13 protein-coding genes are annotated in these 19,690 nt (G+C 61.7%); 4 read left to right on the forward strand and 9 right to left on the reverse strand.

All coding sequences use genetic code 11. From position 1 onward, the window contains the following. Positions 1 to 359 precede the first annotated feature (359 nt). Together HUU46_01250 and HUU46_01255 are read right to left on the reverse strand one after the other, a co-directional pair. Positions 360 to 1,949: a hypothetical protein gene (locus tag HUU46_01250; protein ID NUM52245.1), complete on the reverse strand. Its 1,590-nt coding sequence runs from the start codon at positions 1,947 to 1,949 to the stop codon at positions 360 to 362. A 217-nt stretch (positions 1,950 to 2,166) separates the two neighbouring features. After that, the gene (locus HUU46_01255; protein ID NUM52246.1) at positions 2,167 to 2,781 is read right to left on the reverse strand and encodes a hypothetical protein; all 615 of its coding nucleotides are present in this window, start codon (positions 2,779 to 2,781) and stop codon (positions 2,167 to 2,169) included. Positions 2,782 to 3,151: 370 nt separating this feature from the next. Between HUU46_01255 and HUU46_01260 the strand changes: the two genes are divergently transcribed. The 4 genes from HUU46_01260 (at position 3,152) to HUU46_01275 (ending at position 7,479) form a co-directional block, all read left to right on the forward strand. Next, positions 3,152 to 3,367, forward strand: coding sequence for a hypothetical protein (locus HUU46_01260; protein ID NUM52247.1), 216 nt, complete (start codon positions 3,152 to 3,154; stop codon positions 3,365 to 3,367). Positions 3,368 to 3,683: 316 nt separating this feature from the next. After that, positions 3,684 to 5,222 (forward strand): putative Ig domain-containing protein, encoded by a 1,539-nt coding sequence (locus HUU46_01265; protein ID NUM52248.1) that lies wholly within the window; start codon positions 3,684 to 3,686, stop codon positions 5,220 to 5,222. A 92-nt stretch (positions 5,223 to 5,314) separates the two neighbouring features. Continuing rightward, positions 5,315 to 6,757: a hypothetical protein gene (locus HUU46_01270; GenBank protein NUM52249.1), complete on the forward strand. Its 1,443-nt coding sequence runs from the start codon at positions 5,315 to 5,317 to the stop codon at positions 6,755 to 6,757. A 35-nt stretch (positions 6,758 to 6,792) separates the two neighbouring features. Next, positions 6,793 to 7,479, forward strand: coding sequence for a flavodoxin family protein (locus HUU46_01275; protein ID NUM52250.1), 687 nt, complete (start codon positions 6,793 to 6,795; stop codon positions 7,477 to 7,479). 203 nt (positions 7,480 to 7,682) lie between these two features. On the opposite strand, the gene HUU46_01280 is transcribed toward HUU46_01275, so the two are convergent. The 7 genes from HUU46_01280 to HUU46_01310 all read right to left on the reverse strand — a co-directional run bounded on the left by HUU46_01280 (position 7,683) and on the right by HUU46_01310 (position 19,669). Beyond that, complete coding sequence (locus tag HUU46_01280; protein ID NUM52251.1) at positions 7,683 to 9,521, reverse strand: right-handed parallel beta-helix repeat-containing protein; 1,839 nt, start codon at positions 9,519 to 9,521, stop codon at positions 7,683 to 7,685. Between the two features lie 265 nt (positions 9,522 to 9,786). Then, positions 9,787 to 11,106 (reverse strand): Gfo/Idh/MocA family oxidoreductase, encoded by a 1,320-nt coding sequence (locus HUU46_01285; protein NUM52252.1) that lies wholly within the window; start codon positions 11,104 to 11,106, stop codon positions 9,787 to 9,789. A gap of 143 nt (positions 11,107 to 11,249) precedes the next feature. After that, positions 11,250 to 12,491, reverse strand: a complete 1,242-nt coding sequence (locus HUU46_01290; protein NUM52253.1) for a ThuA domain-containing protein — start codon at positions 12,489 to 12,491, stop codon at positions 11,250 to 11,252. Then, the gene (locus HUU46_01295; protein NUM52254.1) at positions 12,488 to 13,711 is read right to left on the reverse strand and encodes a Gfo/Idh/MocA family oxidoreductase; all 1,224 of its coding nucleotides are present in this window, start codon (positions 13,709 to 13,711) and stop codon (positions 12,488 to 12,490) included. Before HUU46_01295 ends, HUU46_01290 begins: the two co-directional genes overlap by 4 nt. A gap of 111 nt (positions 13,712 to 13,822) precedes the next feature. After that, a complete protein-coding gene (locus HUU46_01300) occupies positions 13,823 to 16,039 on the reverse strand; it encodes a hypothetical protein (protein NUM52255.1) in 2,217 nt (738 codons plus the stop codon). Between the two features lie 444 nt (positions 16,040 to 16,483). Next, entirely contained in the window at positions 16,484 to 17,668 is a 1,185-nt protein-coding gene (locus HUU46_01305; GenBank protein ID NUM52256.1) for a hypothetical protein, read from the reverse strand. A 195-nt stretch (positions 17,669 to 17,863) separates the two neighbouring features. After that, complete coding sequence (locus HUU46_01310) at positions 17,864 to 19,669, reverse strand: c-type cytochrome (GenBank protein ID NUM52257.1); 1,806 nt, start codon at positions 19,667 to 19,669, stop codon at positions 17,864 to 17,866. Positions 19,670 to 19,690: the final 21 nt, after the last annotated feature.

Consider the following 19,690-nt stretch of genomic DNA (forward strand, 5'->3'; position numbering starts at 1 on the left):
GCCAAGTGGGAGTAAATTACGGGAGACGCGCGGAAAAGAATTTTGAACGCACTTCGATTATCGTGCGATTTCGCTGTGCGCAGCGCGGCACGCGTGTAAAGAAGCAAGAAAGAATTGGCGCAGCGTTCGACCTCGATTCGGGTCCGTTGCGCCGCTATTCACAAGATTGAGGAAATAGCGAGGATGTGCTGTGGCGTGCAGACGCGGCCTTGGCCTCCGGCGAAGCGGACGCCGCATGACGCGATCAAAGCGGAGCTTTTCAAGAGTGCGTTCCCAAATGGAAATTTGGGAACGAGGAAACAGCGAGGAAGTGCTGCATCTGCCCGCCACCGTTTTGGCCGGCAAACTCGCCGGCCAACTTACTGTAATTCGCGCAGCCGCTTCAGAATCGCCAGCGATTCGCGGTGGATCGCCGGTGCGACGCCGGGACCGCCGGAGTTTTCTTCGCCGTACTGCGGCTTGTCCGTTCTGCCGTACGCGAAGGGCGGTTTCTCGTCCCACTGCGTCCTCGGGATAATATAGCCGATCTCGTCGTTGGCGAGGCCGACGATCATGTTGACCTTGCCGCGCATTTCGTGGCGCAGCGGCGGCACCTCGATCGGCGGGCCGGGGAAATCCGCGCCGTCCGGCGATTCGATGCCGCCTTCCGCGATCTCGGGATACAGCTCGCCGGGTATCGTCAGGATCTCCAACTCGCCGATCCGGAACGCATTGACTTCCGTCTTCGCCTTGCCCCAATACCAGCCCGGGTGAATCAGACCGAGCGCAATCGCATAACCGTACATCCCGCTGATCGGCGCGAAGATTGTCTGCGCCGCAACGGACACGCGCGGGTTCTCGACCTTCACCACATTCTCTCCGCGCAATGCTTTTGCAGCGACGATGGCGACGTTTTCGCCCAGCGCCTGCGCCTTCTCGAACGACGCCTCGCGAAACTCCTGCTGGCCGTCGCGGTGTGGCACGGTCGTGTGCAGTTGCGTCATCAGCCCGCCGACCATGCCCTGAAAATACAGTGCCGTGCCGCCAAACCCTTCGACGCCGTTCGGATCGCCGACTCCTTTCTCGAGTCCCTCGCGCAGGTAATGCGGGAAGTCACTTGTGAGCAGCGAGTTGTTGCTGCCCAAGGTCTCGACGTGGTTGCCCCACGACACCATGGTGGCGATCGTCTCTTCCGTGCCGTGCTTCGTGAACCAGGCGCAGCACACCTTCAGGTCATACACCAACGGTTGGCGGCTGTCGTCGACAAATCCCTCCGGCTCGATCTCGCTCTCCGCGATCGTCATGTCCGCTGGCTGCAGGCCGCGCACGGCTTCCTCGACGGCCTCCTTGCACGCCTGTTGCACCTTCGCCATGTACGCGTGATCGAAGTTCTCCTTCAGTACGATCGCCTTCACGCCGTCCATGTTGCTCCATATGCCCATTGTGTCAGGTGATTCGTGGTTGTGCGACGTCGAGAACATCACGTGATCGATCTTCAGCGACGGATCGATCGCCTTGCGCACGGCGATGAACTTCTCGTGCAGGATGCCGATGCTGTCAATCGTCACCATCGCGACCGTCACGCCGTTGTTGCGAAACGCGATCGCCCGCGCCCAGAGCGGATCGTTTACGCCCTTCGCGGGGCGGTTGCTCGAAAACCCCGCCATCCACACGAGGTCGCGCTTGCCGTTGCCGTTCGTGTCCTGCCACGTGTCGCCGTCGGATTCCTTGTACTTGCCGTCGTTGTTCGCATCCGTCCACGTGTCGTACTGGCTCAGGTCCGGCGTGATGTCGCGCATCGCCACGCCCACCTCAAGCACCCCCGGCGCGGGCGCACCCGCTGCCGGCAAGTCCAGGCTGACGCGGTACGAGCGATACGGGCCCTTCATTCGATAGGCCAGAAAGCCGAGGACGAGCAGAAGGATTACGAGGATTGTGGAGAGAATCTTGTGACGTTTTACGAATTCCATGACGATTGTTCCATTACTTTTTCAGCGAGTACTGCCGTGTACACCGGGTCACTCCCGTTGCCAAATTTCCATTTGGCAACGCGCTCTTGAAAAGCTCTGCTTTGATCTTGTCTCCGCACAAGGCGAAATGATCGAATTATCGATTACGATTACGATTACGAGCACGAGCACGAGCACGGATTGCGGCCTACGATATCGTTGATCTGACGTGGTCGCGCTACTCATGCGTGATCTCCTGAGTCGTTTCTTCCGTGCTCCGGAACCGCGCTTCGAATTCTTCCATCGACGTAATCTCTCCGCTTACCAGCGCCTCAACCTCCTCCGTGGAGAGATTCGCGCCGTTGCACGCTCTCAGGGCCATTTGCGCTTCGCGGCTATTGCGAAAGTAGTCAAAGAATTGCGGATCGTGCAGTAACTCTTCATATACCTGGCACAACCCGTTCTGCACCTCGCAACAGATGTCCCGATTGAGACCTCTCGAGATCACAGACGCGACTACTTCGTCGTGCGTTTCACGATACGTTTCCTCGAATCGTCGCGCCGCGTAGTCGAAGGCCTGACCCTGTCTTCGGGAGTTCGGATGCCGAAGCTTGTCCATCAGTTTCGCCAGCGGCTCGAATCGTTGCCAGTCGTGTTCGCCTGCGGAGTACGCTGAAAACGCTTGGTCCACATCCGACCGAGTTGGATAGCGGTTTACCCACGCAACTATCGCTATGACCGGAGCCAGCGCTACCAACGATCCAAGGAGAAACGACGCGAGTACGATCACAAAAACCGCTGTCCGCGGCCGCCCGTGCGGTCCCTTGTCGGCCGTTTCGCCCTCAGAAGGCATGCGCTTCCTCACGTCTCGTCCCGCGACGCCTGCGCTAGCCTGTCTGCTGCGTACGAAAAGGGTCCACGGTTATGCGCCGATCGCGAACGAATAGTCCCCCCGATGAGCGTATCGGACAGCCGTGGCGCGACGCAAAGGCTGGTCGGAGGCAGGTATTCGTCGTCGTAGAAAGATCGGGGGCGGGTATGGGATGTAAGCCATTATATGCAAATAACTTACATGAATCGCAGCGACGCCGGGCTGTCCAAGGATATTGAATAGCCGCCCGGCGCCGGCGTCCAATTCTGTGCGGGCGCAAGCCCCGGGAACTTTTGGAGGTTGTGTGGTATTATCGGTGCGGGGTATGAACGCCTCGCGGATGGATTTAGCTATGGCTACGTTAATGAACCAAGTCAAACCCGCAATCGCCTTGGCGACGAGCGCGCTGATGGGCGCGGCCGTCGTGCTGGGCGCAGTCGCCATGCTGGGCAGCACCACCGCGCCGGCGCAACCCACGATCGCGTCGCCGCAGGTGCTTGTCGGACTTAGCCGGTTCAACACGACGGATATCCGCGTCGTGCCGACGCCGCGCCTGCTTGGACGGTAAGGGCGTGTAAAGGACCCAGGGAACGAAAGGGGTCCAAAGGCCCTAAGCTGAACAGTACTGCTATTCCCAGTCCCGTTTGCGCCGATGAAATCCGTGCATCCGAATTCCTCAACCGCTACACGATTTCCGTTTCCTTTCCATCGTCTTCGTCCTTCTGATTCTCCACGGTCTACATGACGCGAACCGCTGCGGCGGTTTCAAGAGGGTGCGGGGACAGCCACCGAAACGGTGACCGTCCCCTCCGTCGGTGGCTGTTCCTCGAATCCCCGTTGTACAATTCAAGAGGGGTTCTTCATGGATTTGGGGGGAAATCGCCATGAGGCAAACGTTCACGGGCTTACTGTGTCTGTTCCTTGTCACGATGGCCGGAGCTTTTGGTAGCGCTCGCGCGGCGACGGGGGAAGAGCGTCCGATACTGACGCCGCGGCCGCCGGACAGTCCACGCATCAACGGGGCGCGCGTCTGCGGGGTCCGGCCGGGATCTCCGTTCCTGTTCCGAATTCCCGCGACGGGCATCCGGCCGATGACGTTTTCGGCGGATGGGTTGCCCGATGGACTAGCGCTCGATGCGAACGCAGGAATCATCTCCGGACGCATCGCGAGCACAGAAAAGGCGACCTACTCGATCACGCTCCACGCGAAGAACGGGCACGGGGAGGCGAGCCGCGGTTTCCGGATTGTCGTGGGCGATACGCTGGCGCTGACGCCGCCGATGGGTTGGAACCATTGGTACGCGCACTACAACCGGATCACCGACGCGATGATGCGCGAGGCAGCGGACATCATGGTCTCGAGCGGCATGGCGGACGTGGGCTATCAGTACGTCAACATCGACGATTGCTGGATGAACGCGCCGCAGGGCGATGACCCGAAACGGGTTGGGCCGTTGCGCGACGCCAGCGGAAACATCGTGCCGAACGCATATTTCCCGGATATGCGCGCGCTGACCGGCTACATCCATGCGAAGGGACTCAAGGCCGGCATTTACACATCGCCGGGTCCGCTCACCTGCGGCGGATACGCGGGCAGTTACGAACACGAGGCGCAGGATGCGAAGCAATTCGCCGAGTGGGGCTTTGACTTTCTGAAATACGACTGGTGCTCGTACGACCGCGTCGCGAAGGACAAGAGCCTGGCAGAATTGAAGAAACCATACCAGATGATGAGCGCGCATCTGCGGGAGCAGAATCGCGACATCGTCTTCAATCTCTGCCAGTACGGCATGGGCGGCGTGTGGACGTGGGGCGAAGAGGTCGGCGGAAACTGCTGGCGTACCGCGGGCGATCTGGGGTTTGAGCTGACGCAGTACCACGACGTGGCCGTGAGAAACGCCGCGCACGCGCCGTATGCGCGCCCCGGGGCATGGAACGATCCCGACTACATTCAAATCGGGTTTGTGGGCGATGCGCGCAAGCTGGGAGAGCCCGCGCCGTGCCCGCTCTCGGCGCACGAACAGTACTCATACATGTCGCTCTGGTGCCTGATGGCCGCGCCGTTGTTTTACAGCGGCGACATGACGCGCCTCGATGCGTTCACGCTGAATGTGCTGTGCAACCCGGAAGTAATCGACGTCGATCAGGACCCGCTCGGCAAACAGGGCGCGCTGGCCGTGAGCGGGCGCGGATGGGAAATCTGGAAGAAGGAACTGGAGGACGGATCGTGCGCTGTCGGACTGTTTAATCGCGGTGAAGAAACACAGACAATTACGGCGGCGTGGGGCGATATCCATGTGAACGGCGAGCAACGCGTGCGCGATTTGTGGCGGCAGCAGGATGTTGAAACGCGTACCGGATCGATTGCGGCGGAAGTTCCTACGCGCGGAGTTGCGCTGCTGAGGCTGACGCCGGTTCGGTAGGTGGATGCAAATCGTGGACATGGTGGACGCAACGCGAGACACGTGTCGGTAAACGATTACGATTGCGAAGCACGCGCACGAGAAAGGACGAGATGGCCGAGAAGGTCGATTACGATTACGAGCACGATTACGAGCACGAGCACGAGCACGAGAAAGACCACGGGAACATTAAGAAGGGATATGCGATGTTGTCTCTGCTGGCCGTCGGTCTGATGGCTGTCTCCGCTGGTCCGGAGCGTTCCGCGGACCCGTTGTTGAGCGAGGACGATTCGCGTTTTCTTGAGGAAATGACGGCGGCGGTGATGGATGCGTCGCGCGTCGCGCCCGAACAAAAGGTGGGCGAGATCGGCCCTAATGCGACCGGCGGCACGCTGATTCGTCCCGGCGGACGCAATTCGTATCCGGCGTTTTGGATTCGCGACTACGCGATGTCGCTGGACTCGGGACTGGTGACGCCGGACGAACAGCGCCACATGCTGTTGCTGACCGCGAGCCATCAGCAGGATTCGGAGTGGCGTCTCGCGAATGGCAGCGTCGTTACGCCGGGATCGATCCCCGATCACATCAGCTTGGGCAACAAACCGATCTTTTATCCCGGCACGCTTGAGGACTACGAGGGGCAGGGCGGCGCGCGGTGGGGCGTGCTGCCTTCGCTCGACGATGCGTATTTCTTTATTGCGATGGCGCATCATTACGTCGCACGCACAAAGGACCGCGCCATACTCGCGACCGACGTGCGCGGGAAGCCGTTGCTGCAACGGATGGAAGAGGCGTATCGCATGCCGCCGTCGCGGGCCGATACGGGGCTCGTGTACGCGGACGAATCGAATCGCGGCGTGACGTTTGGATTCGTGGACACGATCATCCACACCGGCGATCTGCTGTTCTGTTCCTTGTTGAAATTTCAGGCCGCGCAACACCTCGCGGAATTGCTCGACGCGGCGGGAAGAAACGCGGATGCGGCGCGGTACCGCGAGGACGCCGAACGCATTCGCGCGGCGATCGAAGCGACGTTTGCATTGGACAGCGGCCTGTACCGCGCGTCAACGGGTCTCAGCGGACAACCCGACGTGTGGGGCACGGCGTATGGCGTGTACATCGGCGCGTTCGGCCGGTCGCGCACGGAACGCGCGTGCGCGGCGCTTGCACAAGCCTACCGCGACGGCACGCTGGCGTGGCGCGGGAACATCCGCCATGTGCCGACGAGCGACGACTTCAGCGCGTCCACCGCGTGGGAGAAGACCGATGTCGCAAAGAACCGGTACCAGAACGGCGCGTATTGGGGAACGCCAGTGGGTTGGGTATGTTACGCGATCGCGAAAGCCGATTGGCCCGCGGCGCAACAGCTCGCGCGCGCGTACGTGCAGGAACTCCGCGACGGCGATTTCCGCAAAGGGCCGGAATTCGGATCGCCGTGGGAATGCATGCATCCGGAAGGCGACCACAAACAGAACCCCGTGTACCTCGCGAGCGTTACCTGCCCGCTCGCGGCGTTCAAGCGAATGGAAGCCGAACGCAATCAGCCCAAACCGTAGCGTCTCGCATCACGCACATATCAGGAGTACAGACCATGCAAGACACCATTGCCCGTAGAGAACTTCTTGCCATGACCGGCGCCGTCGTAGCGGCACGCGCGTTCGGCGCGCCGGCCGAAGCGGAAACACGCAAGGCGTACAAGATTGTGGGCATCGGTTGCAGTCCCAGGAAAGGAAAGACGACCACCGAAGCGCTGAAGATTTGTCTCGCCGCCGCGCAGGAGCAGGTGAAGGGGATCGAAACGGAATTGATCGAACTCGCGGACATGAGCATACCCGCGTACATAGCGGCGGGCGTTCCACTGAAGGAAGGAGAGCGCGACGACTTTCCCGCGCTACAGGCCAAGCTATCCGACGATACGATCATCGGTATTATTGTTGGGTCGCCGGTGTATTTCGGCACTATGAGCGCGTTGTGCAAGGCGTTTCTCGATCGGTGCATGGCGTTTCGGGCTGACGGGTTCCGATGGCAGAACAAGGTCGTTGGCGCGCTGGCGGTTGGCAGCTCACGAAACGGCGGACAGGAGCTGACGGTTCAGTCCATCAAGACGGCGTTGCTGGGGCAGGACGTGATTGCGGTTGGGACGGGGCAGCCGTCGGTGCGAATAGGCGCGACGTTGTGGAATCAAGATGATTCCATCGCGGACGATTCCTTCGGCATCGGTACGGCGAAGGATTTGGGACGTCACGTCGCGCAGGTAGCGATGAAGATGTGGGCGTAACATGTTTTCGAGAATGGATGTAAGGAGAAGCAGAGGGAAAGTTCGCAGTGCACATCCCCCTAAATCCCCCTTCAAAGGGGGACTTTGAGATTCGCACGTCGACGATGTCGCATGGATTCAAGTCCCCCTTTGAAGGGGGATTTAGGGGGATGTCAACGCAATCGATCCAAACGTGAATTGGAATAGATGCTGCCGGCGCGATCCTATTCGTCGAGCGGCCAGACGCGCAGTGTGTGCTTGTCTCCCGCGGGCAACTGGAACGGGCCGGGCTGAAGGCGCGAAGCGGCGCGTTTCTTGCCGACGTAGTCTTTGTCGATGCGCAGGGGAGAATCGTCGGAGTTCACGTAGGGGAGCCCGCTGATCTTGGCCACGCCCAATTCCTTCGTCGTGATCAATTGGCATTTTCTTGCCGCAAACCAGTCCGGATCGATCGCGATGTGGAGATCGAGTGTGCCGTTGTCGTCGCGAAGTTCGATTGCCGGGTCGGAATCCGGCCGAACCAGCGGGTCCGATTCGGTCTTCGACGGCGCGGCGCCCTTCAGATAGACGTTACCCGAAGCGTGGATGGGCAGCGTTGCCTTGTCGTACTCCGCAAGGCCGTTGTGGCCGACGAAGATGTTGTTGTAGAAGCGGTCGTCGCCGCCCTGGATTTTTTCGAGGCCGGCGAGTTCGGTCGAGTGCGCTTTGTGGAACGGCGTCGACCGGCTTAGTTCCGGACGTTGTATCAGCGTGCCCGCGATCAGGTTGTGAACGTAGGCGCCGCCTTCGGACATATCGAGCAACGCAGTCTCGGAGAGGAAAACGTTGTTGTCGACGACGAACGGTCCGTGGTTGACCTCGACGAACAGGTCCTGGCCCGCGTTCTCGTAGAGGAGGTTGCTCGTGACGCGCGTGCCCTGGGCCATCCAGTCGAGCCAGATGCCGAGGATCGTGCGATAAATTCGATTCCCGCGAATCTCCGTGTCGATCGCGCCGTGAATCTTGATGCCGGCCATTTCCGCGCCGCCGAACAAGCGGCGAACGTGGACATCATGAATGGTGTTTCCGTAGATGCGGCAGAACACCGCGCCGAGGCTCCCCACGATTCCCGCCTGTTCGCAATGCGAGATGGTGTTGTTGCGCACGATGTGATGGCCGATGTTCTGCTTCGACCACCCGTTTTCGAGCGCGCGCTGGATCGTAAGCACGTAGCCTTCGGCGGTGTTCGCGGAGGTGTTGTCCCATTGATCGCCGTACTTGCCGAGGGCGATACCAACGCATTTCGAGTGGCTCACCATGTTCGACTCGATAATCCAGCCCTTGCTCCAATGCGTGCCGATTAGGCCGATTTGCTCCGCGGTCGGCGGGGCCCACGGCGTTGCGGCGTCGCGCAGGGTGAACCCGCGCACGGTGATGAAGTTGACGCCGGGCTTTGCGGGATAGAAGACGGTTTGGCGCACGTTGATCTCGACCGTTTCGCGGTTGGGGTCGGCATTCTTGAATTGCGCCCAAATTGTCGTGGTGTCGTTGTCCACTTGGCCGAACCAGAGCGGACCATCGCCAACGGGTTTCAACACCTCGTCAAGCGTCGCGGCTTCCATCAGCCAATCGCCATTGAGATAGACGGCGCCGGTATGGTGATCGCGCCCTTTTGGATCGAACCAGTCGCCATGGATCAGGTCGCTGTACGGATTGAACGCGCCGAAGAGTGTGTTGGGGATGACGGCTTTCCAGGTGTCGTCCTGAACTTTCTCCCAACCTTTGACAATCTCGGAACCCTTTATTTCCACTTTCTCGCCGGGCGCCGCCTGATACACGATTCGTCGCTTGTCGGATTCGCCGCCGCGCGCGGGAGTAACGCATTCGCGGTAGATGCCCTCGTGTACGGTGATCGTGTCGCCTGGCTGCGCGCGTTCGGCCGCGGCGGAAATGGTTTTGAAGGGATGCGCCGCGGAGCCGTCGTTGGTGTCGCTGCCGGTTGGAGCGATGTGGTATTCGGTTGCGGCGGCGGAAAATGCGGCGAGGGCGAGTATGCAGAAGACTGGAATGGTTTTGTGGATCATGGCAGGTTCCTTGATAACGTCGGCGATGTAGTGAAATCAGGGATGAATTCACGATTACAATTACGAGTCGTCATGAGGCCGTGCCTCACCTGAACTGCTATGGGAATGGCGAGGCGCGGGGACTCATGGGAACAATGGGAGCGATAGGACCTATGCGACTTATGGGACCTATGGGACTTGTTGCGTGAATGGCCAAGCGCTCTTGGTATTTCAAGAGGAGCACGAGCACGAGCACGAGCACGAGCACGAGAATGCGATCGAATAGTCATACGGGTAGTTTCCACGGCGCGCGGTAGTCCGCGCGGAGCAATGCGTTCGCGGCGTCGTTTCCTTTTGCGGTTTCGGTTGCCGGGTCCCATCGGATCGCCGAGTTGCTGCGCAATGCGACGTTCCCGAGATGCGCGACAGTCGAAACGAAATGTCCGATCTCGAGGTTCTCGACGGGCTGTTCGCGCGACTTCATGCAATCGAGAAAGTTGCGCACGTGCGCGGGCCGCGCGTCGGGTCCCGGGCCGTGCTTGCTCGATTCGACGGTCTTGAGTTTGGGTTCGGAGACGACTTCCCATCCCTGTTCGTCGATCGTGAGCGTGGCGTCGGTGCCGCTGAAACAGATGCCGTGCGGGCGCCCGCCGATGCCCACGCCGCCTTTCAGTTGGTGTTCGAAGATCAGCGTGTACGTTGGGAAATCGTACACCGCGATTTGCGTGTCGGGCGTTTCGGTGTTGTCGTCGATGACGCGCTTGGAACCGATCGAGTACACGCTGCGCGGCGGTTCCGTGCCCATCGCCCACATCGCGATGTTGATGAGGTGGACGCCCCAGTCCGTCATCAGTCCGCCGGCGTAGTCCCAGAACCAGCGGAAGTTGAAGTGGAACCGGTTCGGGTTGAACGGTCGCAGCGGCGCGGGGCCTAGCCACATGTCGTAATCGACGCCGGGCGGGGGCGCGCCGTCGGGCGGATTGCCGATGCCGCCGACCCAATCGAGGTAGGCCCACACGCGGACCTGGCGCACTTTGCCAAGCTTGCCGGACTGGACAAACTCGACGGCTTCGCAGTAATGCCGGCCGCTGCGCCAGTGCGTGCCCATCTGCACGACGCGCTTGTGTTTCTTCGTCGCGTCGAGCATGGCGCGGCCTTCCTGCACGGTCTTTCCGAGGGGTTTTTCACAATAGACGTCCTTGCCGGTTTCGCACGCGTAGATCGTCGGCAATGCATGCCAGTGATCCGGCGTGACCACGAGCACGGCGTCGATGTCGTTGCGATCGATCACGCGGCGCCAGTCTTTCGTCGTCTTCGGTTTATGGCCGCGCTTGGCCTCGACGAGATCGACGGCCTTCGCGATGTGTTTGTCGTCCACGTCGCAGACCATGCGGCACTCGACTTCTGGATTGGCGAGGAAGGTGGCAAGGTCGCCGAGGCCCATCCCACCGCAGCCGATTAGCGCCACGTTGACCTTTTCGTTCGCGCTGACGCGCGGCGCGCCAAGGATCGGCGATGCGGCGAGGGATGCCGCGGACGCGGCCAAGAAGGTGCGGCGGTTGACTGCGCGCGGCGAAACGTCGAGGTGGTTTGAGTTTGTGTGCATGAATGATCCCCCTTACTGCGATACAAGAGTTTCGCCTGGCTGACATCCATCAACCGCGAACGAAGCCGAATACTCGATTACGATTACGAACACGTAGCGTGCGGAATAGTTGTAGTTCGTATGTGCGGTACTCATCGCGATGCTCATGGCGCGGTCGGCTCCAAACCCGCGGCCCACGCGGCTGCGCGGCGGTAGAGTTCGCGCGCGCCCGGATGGCGCAGCGAGGGTACGTCGTGGCCGAGCGAACTGTGGAAAACGCGGCCGGGAATTTCGGTCACAACGAACCCCATCGGGTACTCCTGCCGATCGACACACGATGTGGCGGCGTACAGCACGTGAATCTTCGGCTCGCCGGCGAGACACGTGTATAGCTCGTCGCTGGTTTCAAACTCGTTCATGGCCTTCGTGATGGGATGCGCCGGATCGGCGATGCGCACGCGGAACGGCCCGTAGGGATCGTGGCCGCGCTTCTTGGGGTCCCATATGCGACCCACTACGCGGACGTAGCCGGGCCACTCCTGAAACGAGCCGCACCCGAAGTGCGCGACGACGAGTCCATGCCCGCCCGCGACGTAGCGGTCGAGACCGTTCCACACCTCGCTCCCGAGCGGCAGGCGCTCGGAGTAGTCCTTGAAGTGAATGACCGCCGCGTCAAACCCATCAATGAACGGCGATGCAAATATCGCCGGCGATTCGACAATCCAGACTTCGAGCCGCGGGTCCTCGCGAAGGATACCGGCAAGTTCGGGACCGGTCCCCCGCCAGTAGTGCCCGGTCCAATCGTCACCGGTGACGATCACGACGCGTTTCCTTTTTTGCGCATCCGTCTTACGCAACAGCCACAGCTCGCTCACAACGGCGTCCGGCCCGCTGTCCTTTACGAACGCAATGGAAAGACGGCTGGTGGCGTTGACGGGAAGTTGAATACGCGCGAAGGTCGGTTCGTCGCCGTGGAAGGCAAGCGGGACCGTTGGCGGAACGATGACACTCCGCGCGGTTGCTTCATTCAAGGCCAGTTCGACCGATTGCCGCCGGCCTGATCGGTCGCGGTCCCACCAGGTGAATCCAAGCGCATATTCGCTCGCTGGGTCGAGTCCTGTCACTGAAAACTCGATGCGTTCGGGATCGAACGCTTCGCCGGGCACTGAATTCTCGGCATCGGCGACGGCGCGCTGCGCGCCCTTCGTGAGAGCAACAACATTACCGTTGCTCTCAACCTTATTCTCGGATCCAGCGCCGCAGACGAAGTGTGCGACGAGTTCGTAGCCGTTCGGGAGGTTCGGGTGCCCGGGCGCAATGGCGGCCGCGCCGGGAAGTTCGTCCGCGAAAGCGCCAAACGCGACGACGGCCACTGCTGCGAACGTGACGATCCAATGACGATTCATGTCTGCAATGTCCACGGCGCGCGCATGGGCCGCGCGAGCATGGCGTTCGCTTCGTCGTCGCCGGCGACCTGCTGTTTGGCAGGGTCCCATGCGATCTTGCGGCCGGTGCGCGCGGCGATGTTGCACAGGTGACAGGCCGCGGTCGAGCGGTGTGCCGCATCCACCGGCGCGGTGACGGGGCCGCCGGTGCGGATGGCGTCCAGGAAATTCAGCATGTGATTGTCGGCGCGGAGCAACTGGATTTTTTCGGCGTCGAGTTTTTTGTCCAGGAGCGATTTCGGTTCCGCGTCGATGAATCCGCGCTTGACGAAAATCCAGCCCTCCGAGCCTTCGAACTTCACGCCGTGCGGATTCTCGTTTTCGCTTGCGTAGACGATCTTTACGCCGTTCGCGTACGCGAGGTCGAAGTGCCACTTCCACGCGGTGTCGTACACGCCGTTGGTCGCGAACTCCGCCGTGCCGCTCACTTCGATCGGTCCCGTGTCGTCGGCGCCCATGCCCCAATGCGCGATGTCGACGTCGTGCGATCCCCATGCCGTCACCCAGCCGCCGGAGTAGTCGCGGATGTGGTACCAGCCAACGCCGCCGTCGCCGTGGCAGCGTCCGTCGGTATACGGTTTGAACGGCGCGGGGCCGAGCCAGAAATCATAATTGAGGCCCGCGGGCACGGGAACTTCCGCGCTGCTGCCGCCCTGCAACCCGAACGGAGAACCGACGCGCACCGTGTTCAGCGTACCGAGGTACCCGTTGCGCACGAGCATGCAGGCCTGCCAATACTTGGCGTCGGAGCGCTGTTGCGTGCCGTGTTGAAACACGACGCCGTGCGACTTCACCGCGTCGACGATCGCCTGGCCCTCGCTGATCGAGTACGCGAACGGTTTCTCCGCATAGAGATGCTTGCCCGCGCGCGCCGCCGCGACGGCGATGAGCGCATGCCAATGGTCGGGTACGGCGATGGTAACAGCGTCGACGTCCGGACGCGCGAGCAGTTCGCGGAAGTCCTCGAATGCGGCGCACGACGCATCGCCGTTTATCTCGTCGGCGATCTGCCTCGCGCGGTTGCGGTCTTCGGCGTTGACATCGCATACGGCGACAACGCGCGTACCCTCGAGCTTTGCCAGCCCGCTCGATATATGAGACCGGCCGCGCCCGCCCGTGCCGATGACGCCGATTGCGAGTGTCGTGCTTGGCGCGTTCTGTCCGAGAACGCCGCGCGTCACAAGCAAGGGTCCCACCGAGGCTGCGGCTGTGCGCTTCAGGAAACTGCGTCTCGATAGATTTGCGTGTCGAGAACGCGTCGGATGCATTTCCGTACTCCTTCTATCGGCGGCTCAAAACAACGACGGCACGACATGCGCGCCGCGCGCCTGCTCATCCAACCGGTCGTATGCGCCGTAAAACACGCTGTTGCAGTCGAGCCACAGCGTGATGCGGTACAGCGCATCCGGCGGCAAGGTCACGCCATAGTGTCCGCCCTCGAGCATCTTGAGCAGCGGCGACGCACGCGCACCGATTTCGCCCGGCACGGAGTAAGAACGCCCGTCGATTTTTAGCGAACCGTTGCCGCCGTGGCGCGCCCACGCCGTGCGCGAGAGCGCGTGGTACGATTCGGACCAGCCCCACTTTCCAAACGCGTTGCCGTCGAGTTTCAGCGTTGTCTTTTCGTTTTCGTGGCACGCGGTGCAATGCGAATTCAGCACCGGCTGGACGAGCCGCGGAAACGAAACGGGATACGATCCTTCGACATCCGGCTTCAGGGGCGACGGCGGACGGCGCATCGCGAGCGGCGCTTGTGCGAGCAACGCGTTTCCCGCGGACTGCTTGGATTCATGGCACCCCGCGCAGGTAAGCGTTTCACCCGGATGCACGTAGGTGTCCGAACACATCGACTGGACGGCGCGGCCCTTCGCGTCGAGCGCCTGGAAATAGATCGGCACACCGGCCGGCACTTCGCAATAGACACTGCCGTCCGCCTCGACGGGCGCCGTAGTCACGACGCCGCGCGCGAGTGACTGGTTTCCCACGCCGATGTTCGGCTCGTCCTGTGCGGGAGTCGTCTTCGGGAAAAGCTGGACGACGCGCAGCGCGGTAATCGGTGTGTCCTTCGGCCACAAACGCGCGCTGTCGTAAATGTTCATCACCGCGAGATAGCCGGGTTCAGCGGTCAAACCGGCGAGCATGCTTTTCGTGGTGGACTGTATCGTGGTGGGCAAAACAGGCGGTGTTGAACGCGCGCGCAGCGGGATGGGATCGAGGCACGAAATTGCGGGATCGCGGTACAACAATTCGCGGTTGCCGAACGCGTCCACAAGACAAATTCCGTAGTTTTTTTGACCGCGGTCATACACGCACAGGTAGTAGTTTTCGTTCAGCGGCCACGGCGTTCCGTACACTTCGGACTTTCGGTTGTTCCGTCCGCGATGCGTCTCGCACGAAACGCCGGGGGCCTCCTCCGATTCGGGAAACGCAACGTCGGGCGTGATTCGCTTGATCTGCGCCATCGCGCCGTCGTCCGGCACGCTGAGGTCGATTAACACGAGCGAGCCATACGCTTGTCCGTGGTGCGGCGCGGCAACGGCGACGTACTTGCGCGAATTGGGCACGGCACGAATCGACATTTCCATCCAGGGCCGCGCCTCACGATACGCGGGATAATTCCCGTGCGACGTGCGCGGGTCGCGCCCATCGGGATAGGTAAGCCAGAGGTGGTGCGCCATGTCCGAATCGCGATCGACATAGTCCCAGCGCGTGTACACGATCATGCCGTCGTTGTTCACGCTCGGATGCCATTCGTGCGTTTCGTGAAAGCTCAGCACGCGGATGTCCGACCCGTCGGCGCGCATATCGTGCAAGGTGTACGTCGGGTTCGGGCGGATACCGCAGCGAAGAAACCCGCCGCGCCGTTCGGACACAAAGCAAATGCGCCCGTTCGGCAGATAACAGGGGTCGAAATCATTCGACGGGCCGTCCGTAAGCTGTCGAAGTCCCGATCCGGCAAGGACCGCCGAAAAAACGTGATACGTGCTATGGGCGTTCCACAGGTCTGTCATGGGCGTCCGGTCGGTGGGCGTGACGGGTACTTGCGCTTCGGTCCATGCAAACAGGATTTGTTGCGCGTCGTAGCTCAGTTCCAGCGAAATAAAGGAACCATTCTCGAGCGGCTTGCCGCGGAGCCGGCCGTTTTCGACGTGGACGCCACTCACTACGTCGCGAGCAGAAGGATGATTGCCGAACGCGTCGTCCAACACGAAGACGCCGCCACCGCGCTCCGCGTGAAAGCCGTAATACTGATCGACCATGTGCTCGTATCGGGCGCGGTTGTGTTTGAGAAAGACGATGCGTTCAAAATCGAGCAGCGGATTCCGCAGCGCGATTTTGCGTTTTAGCGCGCACAGTTCGGCGAACAGGTCCCCGCGTTTCGGACCGTTGGGCGCAATCTCCCCGGCAATCGCCGCGAGTCTCCGTAGCGCTCGTGCTTCGTCGCGGAGGTCGGGCGAATTGTCCATCGCCTGGATGTCTTCGAGCAGCGCGGCGGCACGGCGCAACACGACGTCGACGGGATCGCGATCGGTCTCTGAAATGAGCGCGGATGACTGGAGCGTTTCGCGCTTTAGACGTTCGTGGGCGGAGGGGGTCGCGTTCCACTGCGCGATCTGATCTGCGATCGCGCGGTATTCCGAGGTCAGTTCCGGGTCGTCGAAGGTAAAGTCGGCGGCGTGGGCGGGAAGGCAGAGAGCGAGCAGGGCGATGGCGATGGGGATGGAGATGGACAGAAGATAGCGATTTGGGAGGTTAGGGCGTAGTGGCCGTGGCGTTGGTGAGGTATTGAAGCCAAAGACTCGATTACGATTACGAGCACGAGCACGAGCACGAGCACGAGAAGATGCCGGTATTCGCAGGATTGGATGAGGAGACATTGGCCGGCGCGGACACCTCATCCATGCACTTGCTTTAGCGCCCGGAGTACTCACGAGGTTTTTCCCCCAATTCCCTCAGTCCGAGTGGTGGTTGTTTTCTATTCGCGTCGAGATGGCGCTGACTTCGAGTTCGAACAGAAGTTCGTCGCGGCAGATGTCCGCTTGCAGCATTAAGAAGGGCGCTGCGTCGATTTTGGCGCGCTCGAGGCATTTCGCGACCGCGGCAAAATCCTCGCCGCGCTTGATGTAGGCGGTCCCGCTCGTGACGTCGTCCCACGACATGACGCGCGACTCGAGCAGCGCGCCGACCACGCCAATCGTCCGCTCGACCTGGGCGACGATGTCGCCGAGATGTTGCGTGTGTCCATCACGAGAGATACTGGCGGTCCCGGAGACGTATAGCCGACCGTGATCGGGAAACGCGGCTTCGACGGCCCTGCTGAACGCGCTGCCGTATTTCGTGGCCGGACATTGCAGCGGAGAATCGACGGCGCTGATTTGCACGAAACCATTCTTGGGCCGTATCGCGAGCAGTCCGCCCGTGAGCGCGGCAGTGCCGATATCGCCGGCGCCGACACCGGTGCTCGCGGGCACGAGCCGGTCAAAGACGCCGCGCGAGTCGAAGAATTGCGTGCGCGCGCGGTTGAATTCGCGGTACCACGCGGTGATATCGCGGTTGTAAAACCACGTGCGGACCACGTCGGCAAACTCGAGGTTCGCCGATTCGAGCGTGGACTCCATCGCAGTGAGGACCGACAGCGTCTTGTCCGCCGGCGGCGCGGCGATGCCCGCGGGAAGAAATCCGCCGGCGCAGCAGTACGTTGCCCAGAGGTCCTCGAAGCGCACCGCGGCAACGACATCGCCGTTTTCGATCGGGGTCAGTACGGGACCGGATACGGCCCAGATGTGGAGTCCTCCTCCGGCATGGAATGGCCTCCGGTCGATCCACGTCACCGGCCAGGACGGAGTGCCAAATGCCCGGATCATCTCGCCGCGGCCCGCATCGAACGGCACGCCGGCAACATCCATCGATACAATGGCGGCGCCCGTATCGCGCAGCGCCTCCGCGGCCCGCTCGAACACAGCGCCGGGATGTTCGTCGCGCGACGCCGGCGCGGTCACATGGTATTCGTTGCATGCGGTTCGCGTGAGACAGACCGTGTAAACTCCTTTGCCGTTCAGGCGCTGGAGCGCCGCGCGATCGATAACCTGTACGTCGTCCACGTTGACTGCTTTCCCGCCACTACGAAACTGCTGCATCAACTACAACTCCCCCCGAGCACCGGTCGCGATTGGGTGCAGCCACCGGTTGCGTCTTCGTCTTCGACTTTGTGCCGGACCTGATTGCGCAGCCGGCGACAATCCCCCACGTGTGTAAACCCGGCGCAGACGGGCGGGGTTCCTCCCCTGAATCGCGGGTATTTGATGTCTTTTTTCGCACGATTTGACGTTCCCCTACAGCGACATCACATATGCCGCCAAATCGTCGATTTGTTCTTGCGACAGTTCAGACGTATCTCCGTGATCGCCCGATTCGTTGGCGATGGTGATCACGTCGCGAATCGTGGCCGCGCGGCCGTCGTGAAGGTACGGGGCCGTGCGCCACACTTCGACCAGCGTCGGCGTGTCGAACTTTTTGTCCTGCTCGATTCCCATGCCCGTCCCCACGCGATGCGATTTCAAGTCCGTGAACAGCGGCGCGGGATGGCAGCGGCTGCATTTCGCGGTGTCGAACACCTGCTTGCCGCGCTCGGCGTCGTCGCTCAATGCGCCATTCACCAGCAGCGGGCTCGGCACCGGCGTTAACGACTTCAGATACTCGTCCAACTTCACCGCGTACGATTCGTCGAGCGTGTTGAACAGTGAATTGCGGATGCCCGCGCGCACCGCGACTTCCGCCGTCTCGCGCACGCCCGTCGCCATGGCGGGAGGCGTTTGATGCGACAAGAGGAGACTTTTCGTGTTCTTCGGCGTGCCAAGCCCGTCGTTGAGCATGTCCCAGTTGAGCGAGTCCACGCGCGCGCCGCCGGGATGACAACTTGCGCAGGACTGCCACCGTTGGAAACAGTAGTCCGCGTCGTGAAACAGAATTTCGCCCGCGCGCACCGTGTCCGGCTCGGGCGCCTGACCCAGCGAGATCGACACGGCCGCGCGAGACGCTTCCTGCGCAAGATCGATTACGCCGATGGAGCCGGAGTAGTACTCGGCGGCGAATACGCGCGGGCCCGAGACAGCGATACCGCGCGGGCCCTTGCCCGCGAGCCGGCGCCGCTCGCGGAGCCCAACCATGAACGCGAGATCGTTCGGCACGGTATTTGCCCCGCCGTTTGCCGCGGCTTCGGACAGTTTCTGGTGGAGCTTGCCGCGATCGATAACGCTGATTTCGTGACTGCCTGCGTGCGCCACCAACAGTCTCGCGCCGTCCGGTGAACACGCGACACCCCAGGGGTTCGCTGCGCCCATGTCCACGTCATCCAGCAGGACGGTGTTTATGAGTGTCATCGCGTTGAGGTCAAGAACGCTTACTGCGTTCGTGTTGACCCAGCCGCGCTCGAGTTGCGTGGTCGGCAACTGGTACCGCGATACGAGGTGCGTGACGTATGCGTATGCGCCGTCCGGCGACACGCAAACGCCGCGCAAGTCGACACTTCCGTTCGGCAGCACGATCGACGCGCGCACGGCGCGGGCGTTCGTGTCGACGACATCGACCGTCGCGGCAACGTAGCCGGAAGTCGCGCTGCCTTTCGGGATGAGGTTTGCGACGATGAGCGAAGCGCCGTTTGGCGTCAACGCCGCGGCGACGGGCTCGCGCGTGACGGGGACGCGGCAACGCTCGGTATTGGCGGCGAGATCGAAGATGGAGACGTCGTTCGTGAACTGGTTGCACACAAACAAGGTATTGCCATCGGCCGACACGACCGGAGCATTGGGCGAGTGGCCGGTGACAAGTTCCGCGACGCACTTGCCTGTCCGCGCGTTGAGCACGAAGACGCGGCCATTTTCTGCGCCGGCCGTTACGTAAAGGCGTTTCCCGTCCGGCGACACCGCGATTCCGCTCGGCGCGTCACTCGTGGGAAACGCACGCACGACGCGCGCCTTCATTGGATTGACCGCGACGACGCGGTCCGCCGTGGTATCGACGACGTACAGTCGATCGCCGCGCACCGCAATGGCCAGTGGAGACAAGTATGGATCGGCCGACGCGACCACGGCGGTGATCGCCGACCACAGGACGATCGCGTTGCGTATTCCGCGTATCATCAACATTCTCCCAATTTCGGC

This window comes from Candidatus Hydrogenedentota bacterium (genome assembly GCA_013359265.1).
GTDB lineage: Bacteria > Hydrogenedentota > Hydrogenedentia > Hydrogenedentales > SLHB01 > JABWCD01.